The organism is Stenotrophomonas sp. SMYL20 (assembly GCF_036320045.1).
Classification (GTDB): domain Bacteria; phylum Pseudomonadota; class Gammaproteobacteria; order Xanthomonadales; family Xanthomonadaceae; genus Stenotrophomonas; species Stenotrophomonas maltophilia_A.
Genome location: NZ_JAWIRT010000007.1, coordinates 26,610 through 42,710 on the forward strand (window position 1 = coordinate 26,610; position 16,101 = coordinate 42,710).

General features: G+C 66.6%; 17 protein-coding genes and 1 other RNA gene. 6 read left to right on the forward strand and 12 right to left on the reverse strand.

Annotated elements, in window-relative coordinates; all coding sequences use genetic code 11:
* Positions 1-100 precede the first annotated feature (100 nt).
* A complete protein-coding gene (locus V3B48_RS06925) occupies positions 101-1,300 on the reverse strand; it encodes an MFS transporter (RefSeq protein ID WP_164162773.1) in 1,200 nt (399 codons plus the stop codon).
* Between the two features lie 72 nt (positions 1,301-1,372).
* Between V3B48_RS06925 and V3B48_RS06930 the strand changes: the two genes are divergently transcribed.
* Positions 1,373-2,170, forward strand: a complete 798-nt coding sequence (locus V3B48_RS06930) for a helix-turn-helix transcriptional regulator (protein WP_329893416.1) — start codon at positions 1,373-1,375, stop codon at positions 2,168-2,170.
* 60 nt (positions 2,171-2,230) lie between these two features.
* On the opposite strand, the gene dnaJ is transcribed toward V3B48_RS06930, so the two are convergent.
* The 4 genes from dnaJ to hrcA form a co-directional block, all read right to left on the reverse strand.
* Positions 2,231-3,355 (reverse strand): molecular chaperone DnaJ, encoded by a 1,125-nt coding sequence (dnaJ, locus tag V3B48_RS06935; RefSeq protein ID WP_032128292.1) that lies wholly within the window; start codon positions 3,353-3,355, stop codon positions 2,231-2,233.
* A gap of 154 nt (positions 3,356-3,509) precedes the next feature.
* On the reverse strand, positions 3,510-5,435 hold the full coding sequence (gene dnaK / locus V3B48_RS06940) for a molecular chaperone DnaK (RefSeq protein WP_032128291.1): 1,926 nt from the start codon (positions 5,433-5,435) through the stop codon (positions 3,510-3,512).
* Positions 5,436-5,617: 182 nt separating this feature from the next.
* Positions 5,618-6,133 carry a nucleotide exchange factor GrpE gene (gene grpE / locus V3B48_RS06945; RefSeq protein ID WP_032128290.1) on the reverse strand — a complete coding sequence of 172 codons (516 nt, stop codon included), beginning with the start codon at positions 6,131-6,133 and terminating at the stop codon, positions 5,618-5,620.
* A 63-nt stretch (positions 6,134-6,196) separates the two neighbouring features.
* Positions 6,197-7,261 (reverse strand): heat-inducible transcriptional repressor HrcA, encoded by a 1,065-nt coding sequence (gene hrcA, locus V3B48_RS06950; RefSeq protein WP_107432375.1) that lies wholly within the window; start codon positions 7,259-7,261, stop codon positions 6,197-6,199.
* Between the two features lie 115 nt (positions 7,262-7,376).
* On the opposite strand from hrcA, the gene recN reads away from it, so the two are divergent.
* Positions 7,377-9,038: a DNA repair protein RecN gene (recN, locus tag V3B48_RS06955; protein ID WP_329893417.1), complete on the forward strand. Its 1,662-nt coding sequence runs from the start codon at positions 7,377-7,379 to the stop codon at positions 9,036-9,038.
* Positions 9,039-9,224: 186 nt separating this feature from the next.
* On the opposite strand, the gene V3B48_RS06960 is transcribed toward recN, so the two are convergent.
* A complete protein-coding gene (locus V3B48_RS06960; protein WP_329893418.1) occupies positions 9,225-10,142 on the reverse strand; it encodes a LysR family transcriptional regulator in 918 nt (305 codons plus the stop codon).
* 97 nt (positions 10,143-10,239) lie between these two features.
* Here V3B48_RS06960 and V3B48_RS06965 point away from each other — a divergent pair, with 97 nt between their 5' ends.
* Complete coding sequence (locus tag V3B48_RS06965) at positions 10,240-11,484, forward strand: SGNH/GDSL hydrolase family protein (RefSeq protein WP_329893419.1); 1,245 nt, start codon at positions 10,240-10,242, stop codon at positions 11,482-11,484.
* A 58-nt stretch (positions 11,485-11,542) separates the two neighbouring features.
* On the opposite strand, the gene fur is transcribed toward V3B48_RS06965, so the two are convergent.
* Positions 11,543-11,950, reverse strand: coding sequence for a ferric iron uptake transcriptional regulator (fur, locus tag V3B48_RS06970; protein WP_005409235.1), 408 nt, complete (start codon positions 11,948-11,950; stop codon positions 11,543-11,545).
* Between the two features lie 103 nt (positions 11,951-12,053).
* Here fur and bamE point away from each other — a divergent pair, with 103 nt between their 5' ends.
* Complete coding sequence (gene bamE, locus V3B48_RS06975; RefSeq protein WP_010484453.1) at positions 12,054-12,446, forward strand: outer membrane protein assembly factor BamE; 393 nt, start codon at positions 12,054-12,056, stop codon at positions 12,444-12,446.
* Between the two features lie 36 nt (positions 12,447-12,482).
* Here the strand turns inward: bamE and V3B48_RS06980 are convergent, their stop codons facing one another.
* A complete protein-coding gene (locus V3B48_RS06980; RefSeq protein ID WP_329893420.1) occupies positions 12,483-12,740 on the reverse strand; it encodes an RnfH family protein in 258 nt (85 codons plus the stop codon).
* Between the two features lie 3 nt (positions 12,741-12,743).
* The gene (locus tag V3B48_RS06985; protein ID WP_010484449.1) at positions 12,744-13,169 is read right to left on the reverse strand and encodes a type II toxin-antitoxin system RatA family toxin; all 426 of its coding nucleotides are present in this window, start codon (positions 13,167-13,169) and stop codon (positions 12,744-12,746) included.
* A gap of 57 nt (positions 13,170-13,226) precedes the next feature.
* Here V3B48_RS06985 and smpB point away from each other — a divergent pair, with 57 nt between their 5' ends.
* Entirely contained in the window at positions 13,227-13,730 is a 504-nt protein-coding gene (gene smpB, locus V3B48_RS06990; RefSeq protein ID WP_010484447.1) for an SsrA-binding protein SmpB, read from the forward strand.
* A gap of 223 nt (positions 13,731-13,953) precedes the next feature.
* Here the strand turns inward: smpB and V3B48_RS06995 are convergent, their stop codons facing one another.
* From V3B48_RS06995 to V3B48_RS07005, 3 genes are all read right to left on the reverse strand, one after another.
* Positions 13,954-14,526: a hypothetical protein gene (locus V3B48_RS06995; protein ID WP_032128284.1), complete on the reverse strand. Its 573-nt coding sequence runs from the start codon at positions 14,524-14,526 to the stop codon at positions 13,954-13,956.
* Positions 14,527-14,667: 141 nt separating this feature from the next.
* Positions 14,668-15,099, reverse strand: a complete 432-nt coding sequence (locus tag V3B48_RS07000; RefSeq protein WP_197655785.1) for a GNAT family N-acetyltransferase — start codon at positions 15,097-15,099, stop codon at positions 14,668-14,670.
* An 85-nt stretch (positions 15,100-15,184) separates the two neighbouring features.
* Positions 15,185-15,412 (reverse strand): hypothetical protein, encoded by a 228-nt coding sequence (locus tag V3B48_RS07005; protein WP_329893421.1) that lies wholly within the window; start codon positions 15,410-15,412, stop codon positions 15,185-15,187.
* Between the two features lie 197 nt (positions 15,413-15,609).
* On the opposite strand from V3B48_RS07005, the gene ssrA reads away from it, so the two are divergent.
* Positions 15,610-16,002, forward strand: a transfer-messenger RNA (tmRNA) gene (ssrA, locus tag V3B48_RS07010).
* Positions 16,003-16,101: the final 99 nt, after the last annotated feature.

Genomic DNA, 16,101 nt, shown 5'->3' on the forward strand with positions numbered 1-16,101 from the left:
CGCCAACCCACGGAAAGCCAGCTTTTGAATTTGACGTTGCCGTTGCCGTTGCCTTGGCTTCGGCAGGTGCAGGGCTGCAAGCCCTGCAAACCCCACCCCCTCAGTGAGCAGCAGGCCGCGACGGTGGCAGCCACGCCGCCACGATACCCAGCAGCGGCAGGAACGCGGTCAACTGGTAGACGTACTCGATGCTGGTCTTGTCCGCCAGCAGGCCCAGCACAGCCGCCCCAAGCCCGCCCATGCCAAATGCGAAACCAAAGAACAGGCCGGACACCATGCCGATGCGGTGCGGCATCATCTCCTGCGCGTACACCACGATCGCCGAGAACGCCGAGGACAGCACGAAGCCGATCAGCACCGCCAGCACGGTCGTCCACAGCAGATCAGCATGCGGCAGCATCAACGCGAACGGGGCCACGCCCAGGATCGAGGTCCAGATGATCGGCTTGCGGCCGATGCGGTCACCCAGCGGGCCACCAAGGAAGCCGCCGGCGGCGGACGCCACCAGGAACGCGAACAGATGCAGCTGGGCCTGCGCCACCGGAATGCCGAAGTGATGGATCAGGTAGAAGGTGAAGTAGCTGCCGATGCTGGCCATGTAGAAGTACTTGCTGAAGATCAGCACCAGCAGGATCGCCAGCACCTTGGCCACGGTGCGCGGCGGATGCCGCGGCGCCATCGCAGCCGTGCTGACCGGTCGTGGCGTGCCCAGATGCAACGCGTACCAGCGGCCGACATAGGTCAGCAGCGCAATGCCGATCAGGGCGGCGCCGGCAAACCACGATGCGGCGTGCTGGCCATACGGCACGATCACTGCGGCGGCGATCAACGGGCCAAGCGCTGTTCCGAAATTGCCACCCACCTGGAACACCGACTGCGCGAAACCATGACGACCGCCCGAGGCCAGTCGCGCGATGCGCGAGGCTTCCGGATGGAAGATGGCCGAGCCAATGCCGACCATCGCCGCAGCCATCAGCACCACCGCGTAGTTCGGTGCGAAGCCGAGCAGCAGCATGCCGCACAGGGTCGAGGCCATGCCGATCGGCAGCGAGTACGGGGCTGGGCGACGGTCGGTGGCCATGCCGATCAAGGGCTGGAAGATCGAGGCGGTGAGCTGGTAGGTCAGCGTGATCAGGCCGATCTGGGTGAAGCTGAGATTGAAGCCGCCCTTGATCACCGGATAGATGGCCAGGATCAGCGACTGCATCATGTCGTTGACGACATGCGAGGTGGAAATGGCAGCCAGCACGCCGGGGGCCACCGGGCGTGAGGTCGTTGCGGGAGAAGCCAGGGTCGACATGGACACAGTCAGGTTGGGGGCGAGCCACGCATGCTACGGTGGCCTCCCTCTCCCTTCTGCCGCGTTCGGGTCATGGCATATCGCAAAAAGGACACTCCCTGCCCGGTCCGCGAGACTGCACCGTGGAACGAGGTTCCGGTACACCGCCCGGTGACCTGCCGCGCCCGCCACTACCCGCCCGGCACCCACATCGCGCCACACCGGCATCGCCGTCACCAGCTGGTGTTCGCCATGTCCGGACTGATGGTGGTGCGTGCGGACGGCGGCCGCTGGGTGGTGCCCTCGACCCGCGCGATCTGGGTGCCGGCCGGCATGGCCCATGCGGTGGACTGCATCGCTGAGGTGCATATGCGCAGCCTGTACGTGGAACCGGATTTCGCGCCGCAGCTGCCGGACGAGGCGTTCGCGGTACAGGTAGCGCCGCTGCTGCGCGAGCTGCTGCTCGCCGCCAGCCTGATCGAGACCGCGCATGTGGATGACAGCCGCGACGGCCGCGTGGTGCGCCTGCTGCTGGACGAGCTGCACCGCATGGACGTGCTGCCGCTGCACCTGCCCTCGCCCACCGACCCGCGCCTGCAGCGGATCTGCCAGCACATCCAGAAACACCCCGGCGACGACGCCACCCTGCAGGACTGGGCGCAGGCGCTGCAGGTGGACGTGAAAACCATCCAGCGCCATTTCGCCAGCGAACTGGGCATGACCTTCGGGGAGTGGCGGCAGCAGGCACGGCTGCTGGCCGCCCTGGAGCGACTGGCGGTCGGCGACAAGGTCATCGATGTGGCGCTGGCGATGGGCTACGACAGCCCCAGCGCGTTCACCAGCATGTTCAAGCGGCAGCTGGGGCAGACGCCGGCGGCGTTTTTCCGTTGACCGCATACGACAACGCCGGGCATGGCCCGGCGCTATCGTTCATCGCTTCCGTCGAAAAACTCAGGACGTCATCCGGTCCCAGAAACCCTTCACGCCATCCATGAAGGTGGCCGACTTCGGCGAATGCTTGCGCGCTTCCTCACCGACGAAGGTGGCTTCGAACTGCTCCAGCAGCTTGCGCTGTTCGTTGGTGAGGTTGACCGGGGTCTCCACCACCACACGGCAGTACAGGTCGCCTTCGCTGCGGCTGCGCACCGAACGCACGCCCTTGCCACGCAGGCGGAACAGCTTGCCGGTCTGGGTCTCGGCCGGAATGCGGATCTCCGCTTCGCCGCCCAGGGTGGCCACGCGCACGGTGTCACCCAGTGCCGCCTGCGAGATGCGGATCGGCACTTCGCAGTGCAGGTCGTCGCCATCGCGCTGGAAGATCGCATGCTCGCGCACGCGCACTTCCACGTACAGGTCGCCCGGCGGCGTACCGGCCGGGCCGGCCTCGCCCTCGCCCTGCAGGCGGATGCGGTCGCCGGTATCGACGCCCGCCGGCACCTTCACCGACAGCACCTTGTCTTCCTCGACACGGCCATTGCCGTGGCAGGTCTTGCAGGGCTTGGCAATGATCTGGCCGCGGCCGCCGCAGTTGTGGCAGGCCTGCTGCATGGCGAAGATGCCGCGCTGGATGCGCACCTGGCCGCGGCCATGACACACATTGCAGGTCTCGACCTTGCCGTCTTCGGAGCCACTGCCATCGCAGTCGCCGCACTCGGCCAGGGTCGGGATCTCGATGCGGCGCTCGACGCCGCGCACGGCTTCTTCCAGGTCCAGCTCCATCACGTAGCCGATATCGGCGCCGCGACGCGCCTGGCGCGGACCACCGCCACCGCCGCCAAAGATGTTGCCGAAGATATCGCCGAAGATATCGTTCATGTCCGGGCCGCCCGGGCCGCCGCCGCCCATGCCGTGCTCGAACGCCGCGTGGCCATGGCTGTCGTACATGCGGCGCTTGTTGCCGTCGGACAGCACTTCGTAGGCTTCCTTGCACTCCTTGAAGGAGGCTTCGGCCGCCGCATCGCCCGGGTTGCGGTCCGGGTGGAACTTCATCGCGCAGCGACGGTAGGCCTTCTTCAGCTCTTCGTCGTTGGCGGTGCGGGCAACGCCCAGCACTTCGTAGTAATCGCGCTTGCTCATATCGTGAATCGGGTTCCGGAAAGTCGGGATTCGTCAAAGCGGAAGAGCGGAACCAGGTCCGCTCTTGCGTCGGGCGCCCCGACACGCCGGTGGGCGGTCAGGACCCTGATGCGACAACGGGACGCTGATGGCCTGCGTCCCGTGTCGGTCCGGATCAGGACTTCTTGTCGTCCTTGACTTCGGTGAACTCGGCGTCCACCACGTCATCCTGCGGCTTGCCCGCATTGCCGGCGTCGGCACCCGGGGCGGCACCGCCCTGGTCGGCCGAAGCGGCGGCAAACAGCGACTGGCCGGCTTCTTCCAGTGCCTTCGACTTGGCTTCGATCTGTGCCTTGTCGTCACCCTTCATCGCGGTTTCCAGGTCGGCCAGGGCCGCTTCCACCTTGCCGATGACATCGCCGCCAACCTTGCTGCCGTGCTCGGTGATGGCGCTGCGGGTGCCGTGGATCAGGGCGTCGGCCTGGTTGCGGGCCTGCACCAGTTCCTGGAACTTCTTGTCTTCTTCGCGGTTGGCTTCCGCGTCGGCAACCATGCGCGCGATCTCTTCCTCGGACAGGCCCGAACCGGCCTTGATCTCGACCTTCTGTTCCTTGTTGGTCTTCTTGTCCTTGGCCGACACGTGCAGGATGCCGTTGGCGTCAATGTCGAAGGACACTTCCACCTGCGGCAGGCCGCGCGGGGCCGGCTCGATGCCGGACAGGTCGAACTTGGCCAGCGACTTGTTGAAGCGGGCCTGTTCGCGCTCACCCTGCAGCACGTGCACGGTCACGGCCGACTGGTTGTCCTCGGCGGTGGAGAACACCTGCGAAGCCTTGGTCGGGATGGTGGTGTTCTTCTCGATGATCTTGGTGAACACGCCGCCCATGGTTTCGATACCCAGCGACAGCGGGGTCACGTCCAGCAGCAGCACATCCTTGACGTCGCCGCCCAGCACGCCGCCCTGGATCGCAGCACCCAGTGCCACGGCTTCGTCCGGGTTGACGTCCTTGCGCGGTTCCTTGCCGAAGAACTCGGTCACCGCCTGCTGCACCTTCGGCATGCGGGTCTGGCCACCGACCAGGATCACTTCGCTGATGTCGCTCGAACGCAGGCCGGCATCGTTCAGGGCGACGCGGCACGGCTCGATCGACTTCTTGATCAGGTCTTCCACCAGCGCTTCCAGCTTGGCGCGGGTCAGCTTGATGTTCAGGTGCTTCGGGCCCGAGGCGTCAGCGGTGACGTACGGCAGGTTCACTTCGGTCTGCTGGGCGCTGGACAGCTCGATCTTGGCGCGCTCGGCGGCGTCCTTCAGGCGCTGCAGGGCCAGCGGATCCTTGCGCAGGTCGATGCCCTGGTCCTTGTTGAACTCTTCAACCAGGTACTCGATGACGCGGTTGTCGAAGTCTTCGCCGCCCAGGAAGGTGTCGCCGTTGGTGGCCAGCACTTCGAACTGCTTCTCGCCGTCGACGTTGGCGATCTCGATCACCGAGACGTCGAAGGTGCCGCCGCCCAGGTCGTACACCACGATCTTGCGATCCTTGTTGTCACCCTTGTCCAGGCCATAGGCCAGCGCAGCCGCAGTCGGCTCGTTGATGATGCGCTTGACGTCCAGGCCCGCAATGCGGCCGGCGTCCTTGGTCGCCTGGCGCTGGCTGTCGTTGAAGTAGGCCGGCACGGTGATGACCGCTTCGGTCACCTTCTCACCGAGGAAGTCCTCGGCGGTCTTCTTCATCTTTTCCAGCACCTTGGCCGAGATTTCCTGCGGGGCCATCTTCTTGCCGTCGCTGGTCGACACCCAGGCGTCGCCATTGTCATGGGCCAGGATGCCGTACGGGACGTGGGCGATGTCCTTCTGCACTTCGGCGTCGGTGAACTTGCGGCCGATCAGGCGCTTCACCGCATAGAAGGTGTTCTTCGGGTTGGTCACGGCCTGGCGCTTGGCCGAGGCGCCGACCAGGACTTCGCCGTCCTTGGTGTAGGCGACGATCGACGGGGTGGTGCGATCGCCTTCCGAATTCTCGATGACGCGGGCCTTGCCGCCGTCCATGATCGCCACGCACGAGTTGGTGGTGCCGAGGTCGATACCAATGATCTTGCCCATGGGGGAGACTCCTGAGGATGCTTGTTGGGGTCAGTCCGGCCGCTCGGCCGGTGGATGAATACGATGTGGGGGAGGCTCGTGGAACATTCAAGCCACCTCCCGAACGCTGTGTTCAGCGCCTGGAAAACCTTGCCAGGCATGGCCTGGCACGACCGGGACCGGGCATGGCCCGGCCCGGCCGATCAATCGGCGGCCACCACCACCAGCGCCGGCCGCAGCAGGCGCTCGTTGAGCAGGTAGCCCTTCTGGAACACGGTCACCACGCTGCCCGGGGCGGCGCCCGGGGTCGGCACCTGGCTGATCGCCTGGTGGTGTTCCGGGTTGAACGGCTGGCCGATCGGGTCCAGCAGGACCAGGCCGTTGTCGGCAGCGACCTTCAGCAGCTGCTTGTAGGTCAGCTCCAGGCCTTCGCGCAGCGGATGCGGGTCGTCGCCGGCGGCCTTCAGGCCGGCATCCAGGCTGTCGAATACCGGCAGCAGCTCGCCAAGCAGCTTCTCGTTGGCGAACTTGCGGGCCTGCTCGATGTCACGGGCAACACGCTTGCGCTGGTTCTCGAGGTCGGCGCGCTCACGCAGCGCATCGGCCTTGATCTGCTCGACTTCGGCGCGCAGGCGCTCCACTTCGTCGTTGACGCCGGCGGCGGCGGCCGCATCGGCGGCAGTCTGCTGGGATTCGATATCTGGATGTTCGTGGTTCATGTCTGGGTCCCTGGCGGTCAATCTCCGCCTCCACCCACCCTAGTGTGGGCGGGATGCTGCGTTTCAAGCGTCGGATGTTCCGGGAGTGCGCCCGGCCGGTGAAAAGGCCGCGCCGAGCACATCGGCAGTGGCCTGGACCAGCGGAATCATGCGGTCGTAGGCCATCCGCTTGGGGCCGATCACGCCCAGCACGCCCAGTACCTGGCCATTGGCGGTGTACGGGGCGGTGACCAGCGAGACCCCCTGCAACGGCATCATCCCGGTCTCCTCGCCAATGAAGATGCGCACCCCCGGGGCCTGAATGGTCCGCTCCAGCAGCTGCAGGATCTCGCGCTTGCTGGAGAACAGCTCGAACAGCTCGCGCAGGCGCTCCAGGTCGGACAGGTCCTGCACCCCCATCAGGCGGGTCTGGCCGGCCACCAGCATGTCGTCGGCGGCCGGCTGCAGGGCCTGCTCGGCCAGTTCGATGCTGTGCGCCAGCAGCTGCTCCAGCTCGGAACGGGCATCGCGCAGCTCCAGCAGCAGGCGGGTGCGGATCTCGGCCATCGGCAGGCCGGCGAAATGCGCATTGAGGTAGTTGGCGACCTGTTCCAGCTGGCCCGGCGCGAACTCCTGGCGGGTCTCGATGACGCGGTTCTGCACCTCGTTGTCGGCAAACACCAGGATCGCCAGCACCCGGCGCCCGTCCAGCGCCACGAAATCGATCTGGCGGAAGGCGAACTGCTCGCGCCGCGGCGCACTGACCACGCCGACGAAGTGGCTCATCGCCGACAGCAGCTCCGAGGCGCTGCCGAGCAGGGCCTGGGTGCTGCCGCCGCTGGCCAGTTCCTGGCGCAACCGGGCCAGCTCGCCCTCGCCCGGCGGCTGCATCTGCAACAGGCTGTCGACGAACACCCGGTAACCATGCGCGGTCGGGATGCGCCCGGCCGAGGTGTGCGGCGAGGCCAGCAGCCCCAGGTCTTCCAGGTCGCCGAGGATGTTGCGGATGGTGGCCGGGCTGACCTCCAGGCCAGCCACACGCGCCAGCGTCTGCGAGCCGACCGGCTCGCCGTCCTGGATGTAACGCGCGATCAGCGTGCGCAGCAGATGGCGCGCACGCGGGGCAAGCTGGTCGGGAGAACCGTGCATGGAATCAACCTGTGAGACACGGACACTAGATAATGGCGGCGCATCACCTTGGCAAGTCATTGGACCTCCCTCGCCCGCGTGCTAGCGTTGCGCGGCTGCTGATACCCCCTTACCCATGCTCAGACATCTTTCGATCAAGGATTTTGCCGTCGTCCGCGCCACCGAACTGGAGTTCGGGCCAGGCATGACCGTGGTTTCAGGCGAGACCGGCGCCGGCAAGTCGCTGATGGTCGACGCGCTGGGCTTCCTGTCCGGCCTGCGCGCCGACAGTGGCGTGGTCCGCCACGGCGCTGCGCGCGCCGAACTTTCCGCCGAGTTCGCGCTGGACCAGCTGCAGGCCGCGCGCCAATGGCTGGCCGACAACGAGCTGGACGACGAGGAACAATGCCAGCTGCGCCGTGTGATCCGTGCCGATGGCGGTTCGCGGGCGTGGATCAATGGCCGTCCGGTGACCCTGGCCCAGCTGGGCGACCTGGCCTCGCTGCTGGTGGAGATCCACGGCCAGCACGAACAGCAGGCCCTGCTGACGCGCCCGTCGCAGCTGGCCCTGCTGGATGCCTATGCCGGCAACGAGAACGAGCGCCGCCAGGTGCGCCGCGCCGCCGCGGCCTGGCAGGCTCTGGTCGATGAATCGCTGGCGCTGTCGCAACAGGGCGACGTCAGTGACCGGATCGGCTTCCTGGAGCACCAGCTGCGCGAACTGGACCGCGAAGATCTGGAACCGGAGTCGATCGTCGCACTCGGTGCCAGCCACCGCCGCCAGGCCCACGCCAGCGCCCTGCTGAGCGCCTGCCAGGCGGCCAGCAACCAGCTCAATGGCGACGACGGCAGTTCCGCGCTGGACCTGCTGCAGCAGGTGCGCCACGAGCTGTCGCGCCTGATCGAACACGACCCACGCCTGGGCGAGGTGGACGGCCTGATCGAGAACGCCTCGATCCAGCTGCACGAAGCCCTGTCGCTGCTGGACCGCGTGCATGACGACCTCGACGCCGACCCGGAGCAGTTCGAGGAGAACGAGCGTCGTCTCGGCCGCCTGCACGACCTGGCCCGCAAGCACCGCGTGCCGATGGACGAGCTGGGCGCGCAGCGCGAGCGCATGCATGCCGAAGTCGAACAGCTGCGCGGCGCCGACGAACGCCTGCAGCGCCTGGCCGGCGAAATCGACAAGGCCGCTGCGGCCTGGCGCGTACAGGCCGAGGTGCTGACCGCCAGCCGTCGCAGCGCCGCTGCCGAACTGTCGGCCACCACCACCGGCATCATCGCCGAGCTCGGCATGGGCGGCGGCCAGTTCCTGATCGAGCTGGAGCCACAGGACACTGGCAAGCCCGATCCGCAGGGTGCGGAGCGCGTGGAGTTCCTGGTCGCCGCCAACGCCGGCCAGCCACCGCGCGCCCTGCGCAAGGTGGCCTCGGGCGGTGAACTGTCGCGCATTTCGCTGGCCATCGAAGTGGCCGCGCTGGACCTGGATGCGGTGCCGACCATGGTGTTCGACGAAGTCGACTCCGGCATCGGTGGCGCGGTGGCGGACATCGTCGGCCAGAAGCTGCGCGCCCTTGGCGAGAAGCGCCAGGTGCTGTGCGTGACCCACCTGCCGCAGGTCGCCTCCAAGGGCCACGCCCATTACCGGGTCAGCAAGGCCCCGGTGGAAGGCATGACCCAGAGCGCAGTGGAAAAGCTGGACAGCAAGGCGCGCGAGGAAGAACTGGCGCGCATGCTCGGCGGCGTGGAAGTGAGCAAGGAAGCGCGCGCCGCCGCACGCAAGCTGCTGCAGGTCTGAGGCCTGTTCGCGGTTATCCACGCATGGCGTGGATCTACAACGCGCGAGGTAGTGCCGGGGGGGGGGGGGGCGCCGCCCACCAGTGGGACGCGGACCAGGGGGGGGCGGGCCGCGGGGCGGCCCCCGCCCCCGCCCCCCCCCCCCCCCCCCCCCGCCCCCGCCGGGCCCCCCCCCCCCCCCCCCCCACTACCCCTGTGGCCGCGCCAGATCCACCGTTTCCACCAGAAAATCAAGGAACGCGCGCACCCGCAGCGACAGGTAGCCGCCCTGCCCCAGGAACACCGCGTGCACCTCTTCCAGGTCACCGGGGTTGGCCTCCTCCAGCACCGGCAGCAGGCGTCCGGCGGCGATGTCCTCCTGCACCTGGTAGGTCGCCAGCCGCGCCATGCCCAACCCGCCCAGCACCAGCTGCCGCAGCGCGTTGCCATTGCTGGCACGGGCATTGCCACTGGGCAGCAGCATGCGTTCGCGACCGTCCTGCAACAGCGGCCAGCCCTGCATCGCGCGCGCATGGCCGATATCCAGCCGGTTGTGCGACTGCAGCTCCTCGGCGTTGCGTGGCAGCCCGTGCCGCTGCGCATAGGCCGGCGCGGCCACGATCATCATCCGCGTCGCGCCCAGCCGTCGCGCCACCAGACTGGAGCTCTTCAGCGGGCCGGCCCGCACCGCCACGTCGGTGCGCTGCTCAAGCAGGTCGATCACCTCGTCGTTGAGGGTCAGGTCCACGCCCACCTGCGGGTTGCGTTCGAGGAACGCCGGCAGCAGCGGCAACAGGAAATGCTGGCCGAATGGCACGTTGGAATTGACCCGCAGGCGTCCGCGCGGCTCAGCATGGGCGCTGGCGCAGCGCTCGGCCTCCTCCAGGTCGGCCAGCACGCGCAGGCCGCGCTCGTAGAACGCGCAGCCTTCCGGGGTCAGCTGCAGCTGGCGGGTGGAGCGCTGCAGCAGGCGCGTACCCAGCCGTTGCTCCAGCCGGGCCACCAGCTTGCTGACTGCCGACGGCGTCATGTCCAGGGTACGGGCCGCGGCGGAGAAGCCACCGGTCTCGATCACCCGCACGAACACTTCCAGTTCGCCGGATCGGTTGATGTCGGGTCGCGCCATGGCGATGAATCCAGTTCACAGATGATTATCCATGCGCAGTCTAGTTCACAGATCGACGGAGAATCACCATGGCCCTCCCTCCTCCCGGGATTGCCCGATGAACCGCCTCAGCCAGCTCACCGCGACCGCCTTGATCACCCTCTCCAGCGCAGCCAGTGCCGCCCCGGCCCCGCACTGGGTCGCCAGCTGGCAGGCCAGTCCGCAACCGGTCTGGGGCGCCGATTTCCTGTTCCCGACCCTGGTTCCGGCCACGCTGCAGGACCAGACCTTCCGCCAGACCGCGCGCATCAGCCTGGGCGGGCCCCGGCTGCGGGTGCGGCTGAGCAATGCCTACGGCACCCAGCCGCTGCGGATCGGGGCGGCCAGCGTGGCCGCACACGCGGGTGCCGCCCCGCAGCCGCTCAGTTTCGACGGCCAGCCCGGCGTATCGATCGAGCCCGGTCAGGAACGGCTGAGCGATCCACTAGCGGTGGCCACGGATGACCGCCAGGCGTTGCAGATCAGTGTCTTCGTGCCCGGGCCGACGCCCGTGCAGACGTTCCACTGGGAGGGTCGGCAGACCAGTTGGATTGCGCCCGGCGACCAGAGCCAGACCCAGGCTCTGAGCGGGGCCAGCAGCACCACTGCCCGCCTGTTCCTGGCCGGCATCGAGGTCGAGGCCGCCGCCAGCACGTGCAGCGTGGTGGTGATCGGCGACTCGATTACCGACGGCGCCACCGCCAGCCTCGACCAGGACCAGCGCTGGACCGACCATCTGGCGGCGCGCCTGGCATCGCGGGGCGTTGCCGTGGTCAACGCCGGTATTTCCGGGGGGCGGCTGCTGCGCGATGGCATGGGCGAATCCGCCTTGGCCCGCTTCCGGCGTGACGTGCTGGATCAACCAGGCGTGGTCAGCGTAGTCGTGCTGATCGGCATCAATGACATCAGCTGGCCCGGCACCGCCTTCGCCCGGAACCAGGCCCGGCCCACGCTGGCCGAACTGCAGGCGGGGTATCGCACCCTGGCCGAGCAGGCCCATCGGCGGGGTCTACGCATCCTCGGCGCCACCCTGACGCCGTTCGCCGGCGCCCTGCCCGGCACGCCGCTGGACGACTACTACCACCCGGACAAGGAGGCCCTGCGCCAGCAGCTCAATGCTTGGCTGCGCACGGGCAGCCCGTTTGACGCGGTGATCGACCTGGATGCGGCGCTGCGCGACCCGGCCGATCCGTCACGGATGGCCGCCGCCTACGACTCCGGCGATCACCTGCACCCGGGCGATGCGGGCAACCGGGCCATGGCCGAGGCGGTGGATCTGGAGGTGTTGATGGGGCCCCTCACACATGGCGTGGATCTGCCGTAAGCAACGAAAAACCCCGGGCAGGCCCGGGGTTTCGTCGCATCCAGCTGGCTGGAACGGCTTACTTGCGCTTCTTGCGCACGTACAGCACCAGCGAGTGCTCTTCCAGCTCATAGCCGTGGTCTGCGGCGATCTTGCGCTGCAGCTCCTCGATCTCGTGGCTTTCGAACTCGATGATCTTGCCGCTGTCCACGTCGACCATATGGTCGTGGTGGCCGCCACGGTCCAGCTCGTAGACGGCCTGGCCGCCTTCGAAATTGTGCTTGAGCACGAGGCCGGCGGCCTCGAACTGGGTCAGCACCCGGTAGACCGTCGCCAGGCCGATCTCGTCGCCATGCTCGAGCAGCTGGCGGTAGATGTCTTCGGCGGTCATGTGGTGCTGGGCATTGCGCTGTTCAAGCAGCGCCAGGATCCGCATCCGTGGATGGGTCACCTTCAGGCCGACTTTTCGCAGGTCGTGGGTTTCCATAGGTCTCCGTTCATTGGCGATTTAGCGCCAGCTGCCTCGGATTGGGTCGCGGTGGCACGCCGGGAGTGTATCATCGGTTTGATTTCCCCAACCGCCAGTCCCGATGCGCAATCTCCTGTTGGTCGCCGCCGTCGCCCTGTCCACCACCGGGTGCGGCATCATCTACAAGCAACCCATCTATCAGGGCAACCTGATCCGGGAAGATGCCGTGGCCAAGCTGCAGGTCGGGCAGAGCAAGCAGCAGGTCACCGCGCTGCTGGGCACCCCGTCCATTCCGGACCCGTTCCACGCCCAGCGCTGGGACTACACCTCCAGCCAGCGCGTGAACCGCCTGGGCCGTACCGAGGTGAAGAACTTCACCGTGTTCTTCGACAATGACAACGTGACCCGCTGGGAAGGCGATTACTTCCCGGGTAACGACAAGGCCCTGGCCCAGCAGACCGTGCGCCAGTTCGGCCGCAATCTGCCGAAGGACAAGAAGAAGAAGGGTCGCTGACGCCCCCTGCCCGTCCTCGCGGACGGGCGACAGGAATCAACCGCCGAGCGCGCGACGCCGGCGGTTGTCCTTGGGGTCGGCCAGCAGCGGGCGTAGCAGCTCGATGCGGTCGCCATCCAGCAGCACCTGCTGCGGGCGCGCCAGTACGCCGTGCACGGCCACGGCCGGGCATCCAGCACTGCCTTCCAGCGCGGCAGCGACAATGGCTTCAGCCACGGTGGCGCCCTCGTCCAGCTGCAGCCGGCGCGAAAGCACCCGCTGCGGCCAGGCCAGCACCACCTCGACCTCGATCATCGCTCAGGCCTCGTCGGCAACGCGGATGAAGTCGTTGACCATGCGGTCGGCCAGGCTCTGGAAGCCCAATGCCAGCGCCGGACCGAGCAGGCGCGAACTGGGCTCGAAGTCCAGGGTCAGGGTGACCTTGCAGGCATCTTCGGCCAGCGCATGGAACTCCCAGCGGCCGTGCAGCTGCTTGAACGGGCCATCGCGCAGCTGCATATCGATACTGTGCGGGCGCTGCAGTGTGTTTTCAGTCTGGAACCAGGTGCTGAACGAGCCCAGGCCCAGGTCCAGGCGCGCTACCAGCCGGTCCTCGCCCTGCTCCAGGATCTGGGCAGCCGAACACCAGCGGAAACGGCGCGGATAGGCCTGGACATCATTGACCAGGTCGAACATGCGCGCGGCCGAATGTTCGACCAGGGCGCTGCGGCGGATAGTAGGCATGAATACAGGACGTTTCGGCAATCGACCGGGCGGGCCCGAATCGGAGACAATACGGAAATGAGCAAGAACAGCGGCAAGGATAAAGCAAAGAGCGCGACGGCCAACAAAACCATCGCGTTGAACAAGCGTGCCCGCCACGAGTACCACATCGAAGACCGCTTCGAAGCCGGCCTGGCCCTGCAGGGCTGGGAGGTGAAATCGATCCGTGCTGGCCGCGGCAACATCGTCGACGCCTACGCCTACGTGAAGGATGGTGAGATCTTCCTGATCGGCGCGCAGATCACTCCGTTGATCCAGGCCTCGACCCATGTCGTGGCCAACGACCGGCGCGATCGCAAGCTGCTGCTGCACCGGAGCGAGATCGACAAGCTGGTCGGCAAGGTCGAGCGCGATGGCTACACGATCGTGCCCACCGCGATGTACTGGAGCAAGAACAAGATCAAGCTCGAAGTCGCGCTGGCCAAGGGCAAGCAGACCCACGACAAGCGCGATGCCGCCAAGGACCGCGACTGGGCGATCGAGAAGCAGCGCGTGATGCGTCGCGGCAACCGCGACGCGTAAGGCCGTTGCACATGACCATGTAGAGCCGAGCCATGCTCGGCTGCCTTGGCTTTCTGTAGAGCCGAGCCATGCTCGGCTTCGGTAAGAAAAGCAGTCGAGGCCGTTGCACATGATCATGTAGAGCCGAGCCATGCTCGGCTGCCTTGGCTTTCTGTAGAGCCGAGCCATGCTCGGCTTCGGTAAGAAAAGCAGTCGAGCATGGCTCGACTCTACAAAAGGCAGGTCACCCCGCCAGCATGCCCTGCCTGCGCATCCGCGGCGACAGCGCCGCGTGCATCACCGCCAGGTGCATCACTACCGCCAGCTCCGGTGCGTAACGGTCATCACCCAAGCGCCACTGTTGGGCCAGGTTCGCGGCATCAGCCGGCAGCAACGCCAGCAACTGGGCGTCATCCAGTGCATCGGCCGCGCCCTGCAGCTGGCGCGCCATCTGTCGCGACTGCCAGACATGCACACCGATGCTGAGGCTGGCCAGCGACATCAGGACCACGGCCAGCCCGTGCTCGAACCACTGCGACAGCACTTCCGGCCCCCACAGCAGGGCGGCCAGCACTGCCAGGCCCGGCAGGCGCCACCCCAGCCAATGGATGCGGCCGCGCTGCGACCAGTGCACCACCACCGCGCTGGCGACCAGTGCCGCAGCTGCCGTGGCCGGCAACTCCGTCACCCAGGTGGCCGCCAGCAGCACCGCCAGCACCGCCCAGACCCAGCCCGGCGGCAACGCACGCCGCTGGTAGTCGGCACCGACCGGCCCGATCAGCTGCCGCAGGCTGCGTTGTTGGCTTGCATCGGTCACCCATGGTCTCCGTGTCTGTCCTGGCTCGGATGGTCATCGCCAGTGTGTCGCAAATTCGTGTCCACGAAGTTAGCAATCCGCTATGACAGACGCTCTACAACAAGTTGCGGATTGACAGGACGCGCGGCTCGCCCGCAGCGCTCACCCCACCGACAGATCCTTGCTGAGGAACACCCTGCATGTGCCGGCCGGATCGCATGGCACCCGGCCGAACACGACCCATCCATGCTTCACATAGAAGTCGGGCGCCTGGAAGCTGAGGGTGTACAGCACGCCGGAACGGCAACCGCGACGCCGCGCTTCATCCTCTGCGGCCTTCAGCACACGCGACCCCAGCCCGTTGCCGCGATGGGCCGCTGGCAGATGGAACAGATCCACGAACCACATGCCCAGTGAGGTTCGCCCGGTAAGGCCCCCTACCACCTTGCCGCTGGCCGGATCGGTAACCAGTACCGCCAGCGCGCGTCGATCGGCATACCCTGCAGCCTCCAGATTGAATTGGTCCAAGCCAGTGCCAATCACCTCCAGCGCTTCGTCGCTGGGTTCATCTGTTACTGCAACGTCTAGCGTCATGGCGTCCTTCCACTGGCTCAACTTCAGGAATCTGGATGCTATCAAGCCTGATCGCACCTACGCCGGCCCGCTTCAGCGTTTGGCGCTATTGCGGCCCGTCTTGAGCACAGACCGATACCACTGCCTTCAACAACAGATCGGCCTGCAGCCCTGATGCAGGACCTGTTGCCGGAAACGCTGCCGCGAGGGCCTTCGCCGCCTGATCTGCGTGTGGCTGGATGTACCAGGACGATTCAGCCGACAGCATGCCACCGCGCACCTCTTGCCCGATCCGATACTGTCCCCAGTTGCCGGGGCTGACGGAAATGGCCATGAGGCCCCCCGTGGAGTGGTACCGGAAATTCGAGCACGGCGTCCCAAGGGATCGCAACGTGCCAATCAGCTGGGAGACGGACGCTCACCCGCGTGACTGTTCAGGAAGATTGCCGTAAGATCCGTCTCGTTGGGCAGGGTCAGTGTCAGCTTTTATGACGGCATTGGCCCCAAAGCCTTGCAATGCTTGAAGAAACCGGGGGTGCATTGGTTTCGACGGGGGTTGTGAAGTCGCCTGGCGCATGCCGAGGGGGTAGCTTTCCTCGTAAATCCAGCTGCAAAACTCTAGTTGCCAACGACGACAACTACGCTCCGGTCGCTCTCGCAGCCTAAAAACTGCGGTGCGTGACCTTCTGCCGACTTAGGCGGAGCCTCGAAACTGCTTGTGTCCATGCTCGCAGCGTAGAGTCATTATCATGGAATCGCGCTGGGCGGCTGCCTGTCAGTCCGGCACTAGAACACAACAGGCTGGTTCCCGGGTGCGCTTTGCACACCGTGCTGCTCGGGGATGAGATTCAACGGTGAGCTAAGCATGTAGTGCTGGGGATGGAGTGCCTTCGGACGGCGGTTCAATTCCGCCCACCTCCACCAACGAACGGTTCGTCAAGGACCGGAGAAGCCCGGAAACCCCCGCGTCACAAGGGTTTCCGGGCTTTTTTATTGTCCGCAGCAGACTGGGGCAATCCGTTT

What these genes read in the sequence shown, in the direction of transcription:
- V3B48_RS06925 (WP_164162773.1), bottom strand. Translation starts at nt 1,300, where the DNA reads ATGTCGACCCTGGCTTCTCCCGCAACGACCTCACGCCCGGTGGCCCCC.
- V3B48_RS06930 (WP_329893416.1), top strand. Translation starts at nt 1,373, where the DNA reads ATGGCATATCGCAAAAAGGACACTCCCTGCCCGGTCCGCGAGACTGCA.
- dnaJ (WP_032128292.1), bottom strand. Translation starts at nt 3,355, where the DNA reads ATGAGCAAGCGCGATTACTACGAAGTGCTGGGCGTTGCCCGCACCGCC.
- dnaK (WP_032128291.1), bottom strand. Translation starts at nt 5,435, where the DNA reads ATGGGCAAGATCATTGGTATCGACCTCGGCACCACCAACTCGTGCGTG.
- grpE (WP_032128290.1), bottom strand. Translation starts at nt 6,133, where the DNA reads ATGAACCACGAACATCCAGATATCGAATCCCAGCAGACTGCCGCCGAT.
- hrcA (WP_107432375.1), bottom strand. Translation starts at nt 7,261, where the DNA reads ATGCACGGTTCTCCCGACCAGCTTGCCCCGCGTGCGCGCCATCTGCTG.
- recN (WP_329893417.1), top strand. Translation starts at nt 7,377, where the DNA reads ATGCTCAGACATCTTTCGATCAAGGATTTTGCCGTCGTCCGCGCCACC.
- V3B48_RS06960 (WP_329893418.1), bottom strand. Translation starts at nt 10,142, where the DNA reads ATGGCGCGACCCGACATCAACCGATCCGGCGAACTGGAAGTGTTCGTG.
- V3B48_RS06965 (WP_329893419.1), top strand. Translation starts at nt 10,240, where the DNA reads ATGAACCGCCTCAGCCAGCTCACCGCGACCGCCTTGATCACCCTCTCC.
- fur (WP_005409235.1), bottom strand. Translation starts at nt 11,950, where the DNA reads ATGGAAACCCACGACCTGCGAAAAGTCGGCCTGAAGGTGACCCATCCA.
- bamE (WP_010484453.1), top strand. Translation starts at nt 12,054, where the DNA reads ATGCGCAATCTCCTGTTGGTCGCCGCCGTCGCCCTGTCCACCACCGGG.
- V3B48_RS06980 (WP_329893420.1), bottom strand. Translation starts at nt 12,740, where the DNA reads ATGATCGAGGTCGAGGTGGTGCTGGCCTGGCCGCAGCGGGTGCTTTCG.
- V3B48_RS06985 (WP_010484449.1), bottom strand. Translation starts at nt 13,169, where the DNA reads ATGCCTACTATCCGCCGCAGCGCCCTGGTCGAACATTCGGCCGCGCGC.
- smpB (WP_010484447.1), top strand. Translation starts at nt 13,227, where the DNA reads ATGAGCAAGAACAGCGGCAAGGATAAAGCAAAGAGCGCGACGGCCAAC.
- V3B48_RS07000 (WP_197655785.1), bottom strand. Translation starts at nt 15,099, where the DNA reads ATGACGCTAGACGTTGCAGTAACAGATGAACCCAGCGACGAAGCGCTG.
- V3B48_RS07005 (WP_329893421.1), bottom strand. Translation starts at nt 15,412, where the DNA reads ATGGCCATTTCCGTCAGCCCCGGCAACTGGGGACAGTATCGGATCGGG.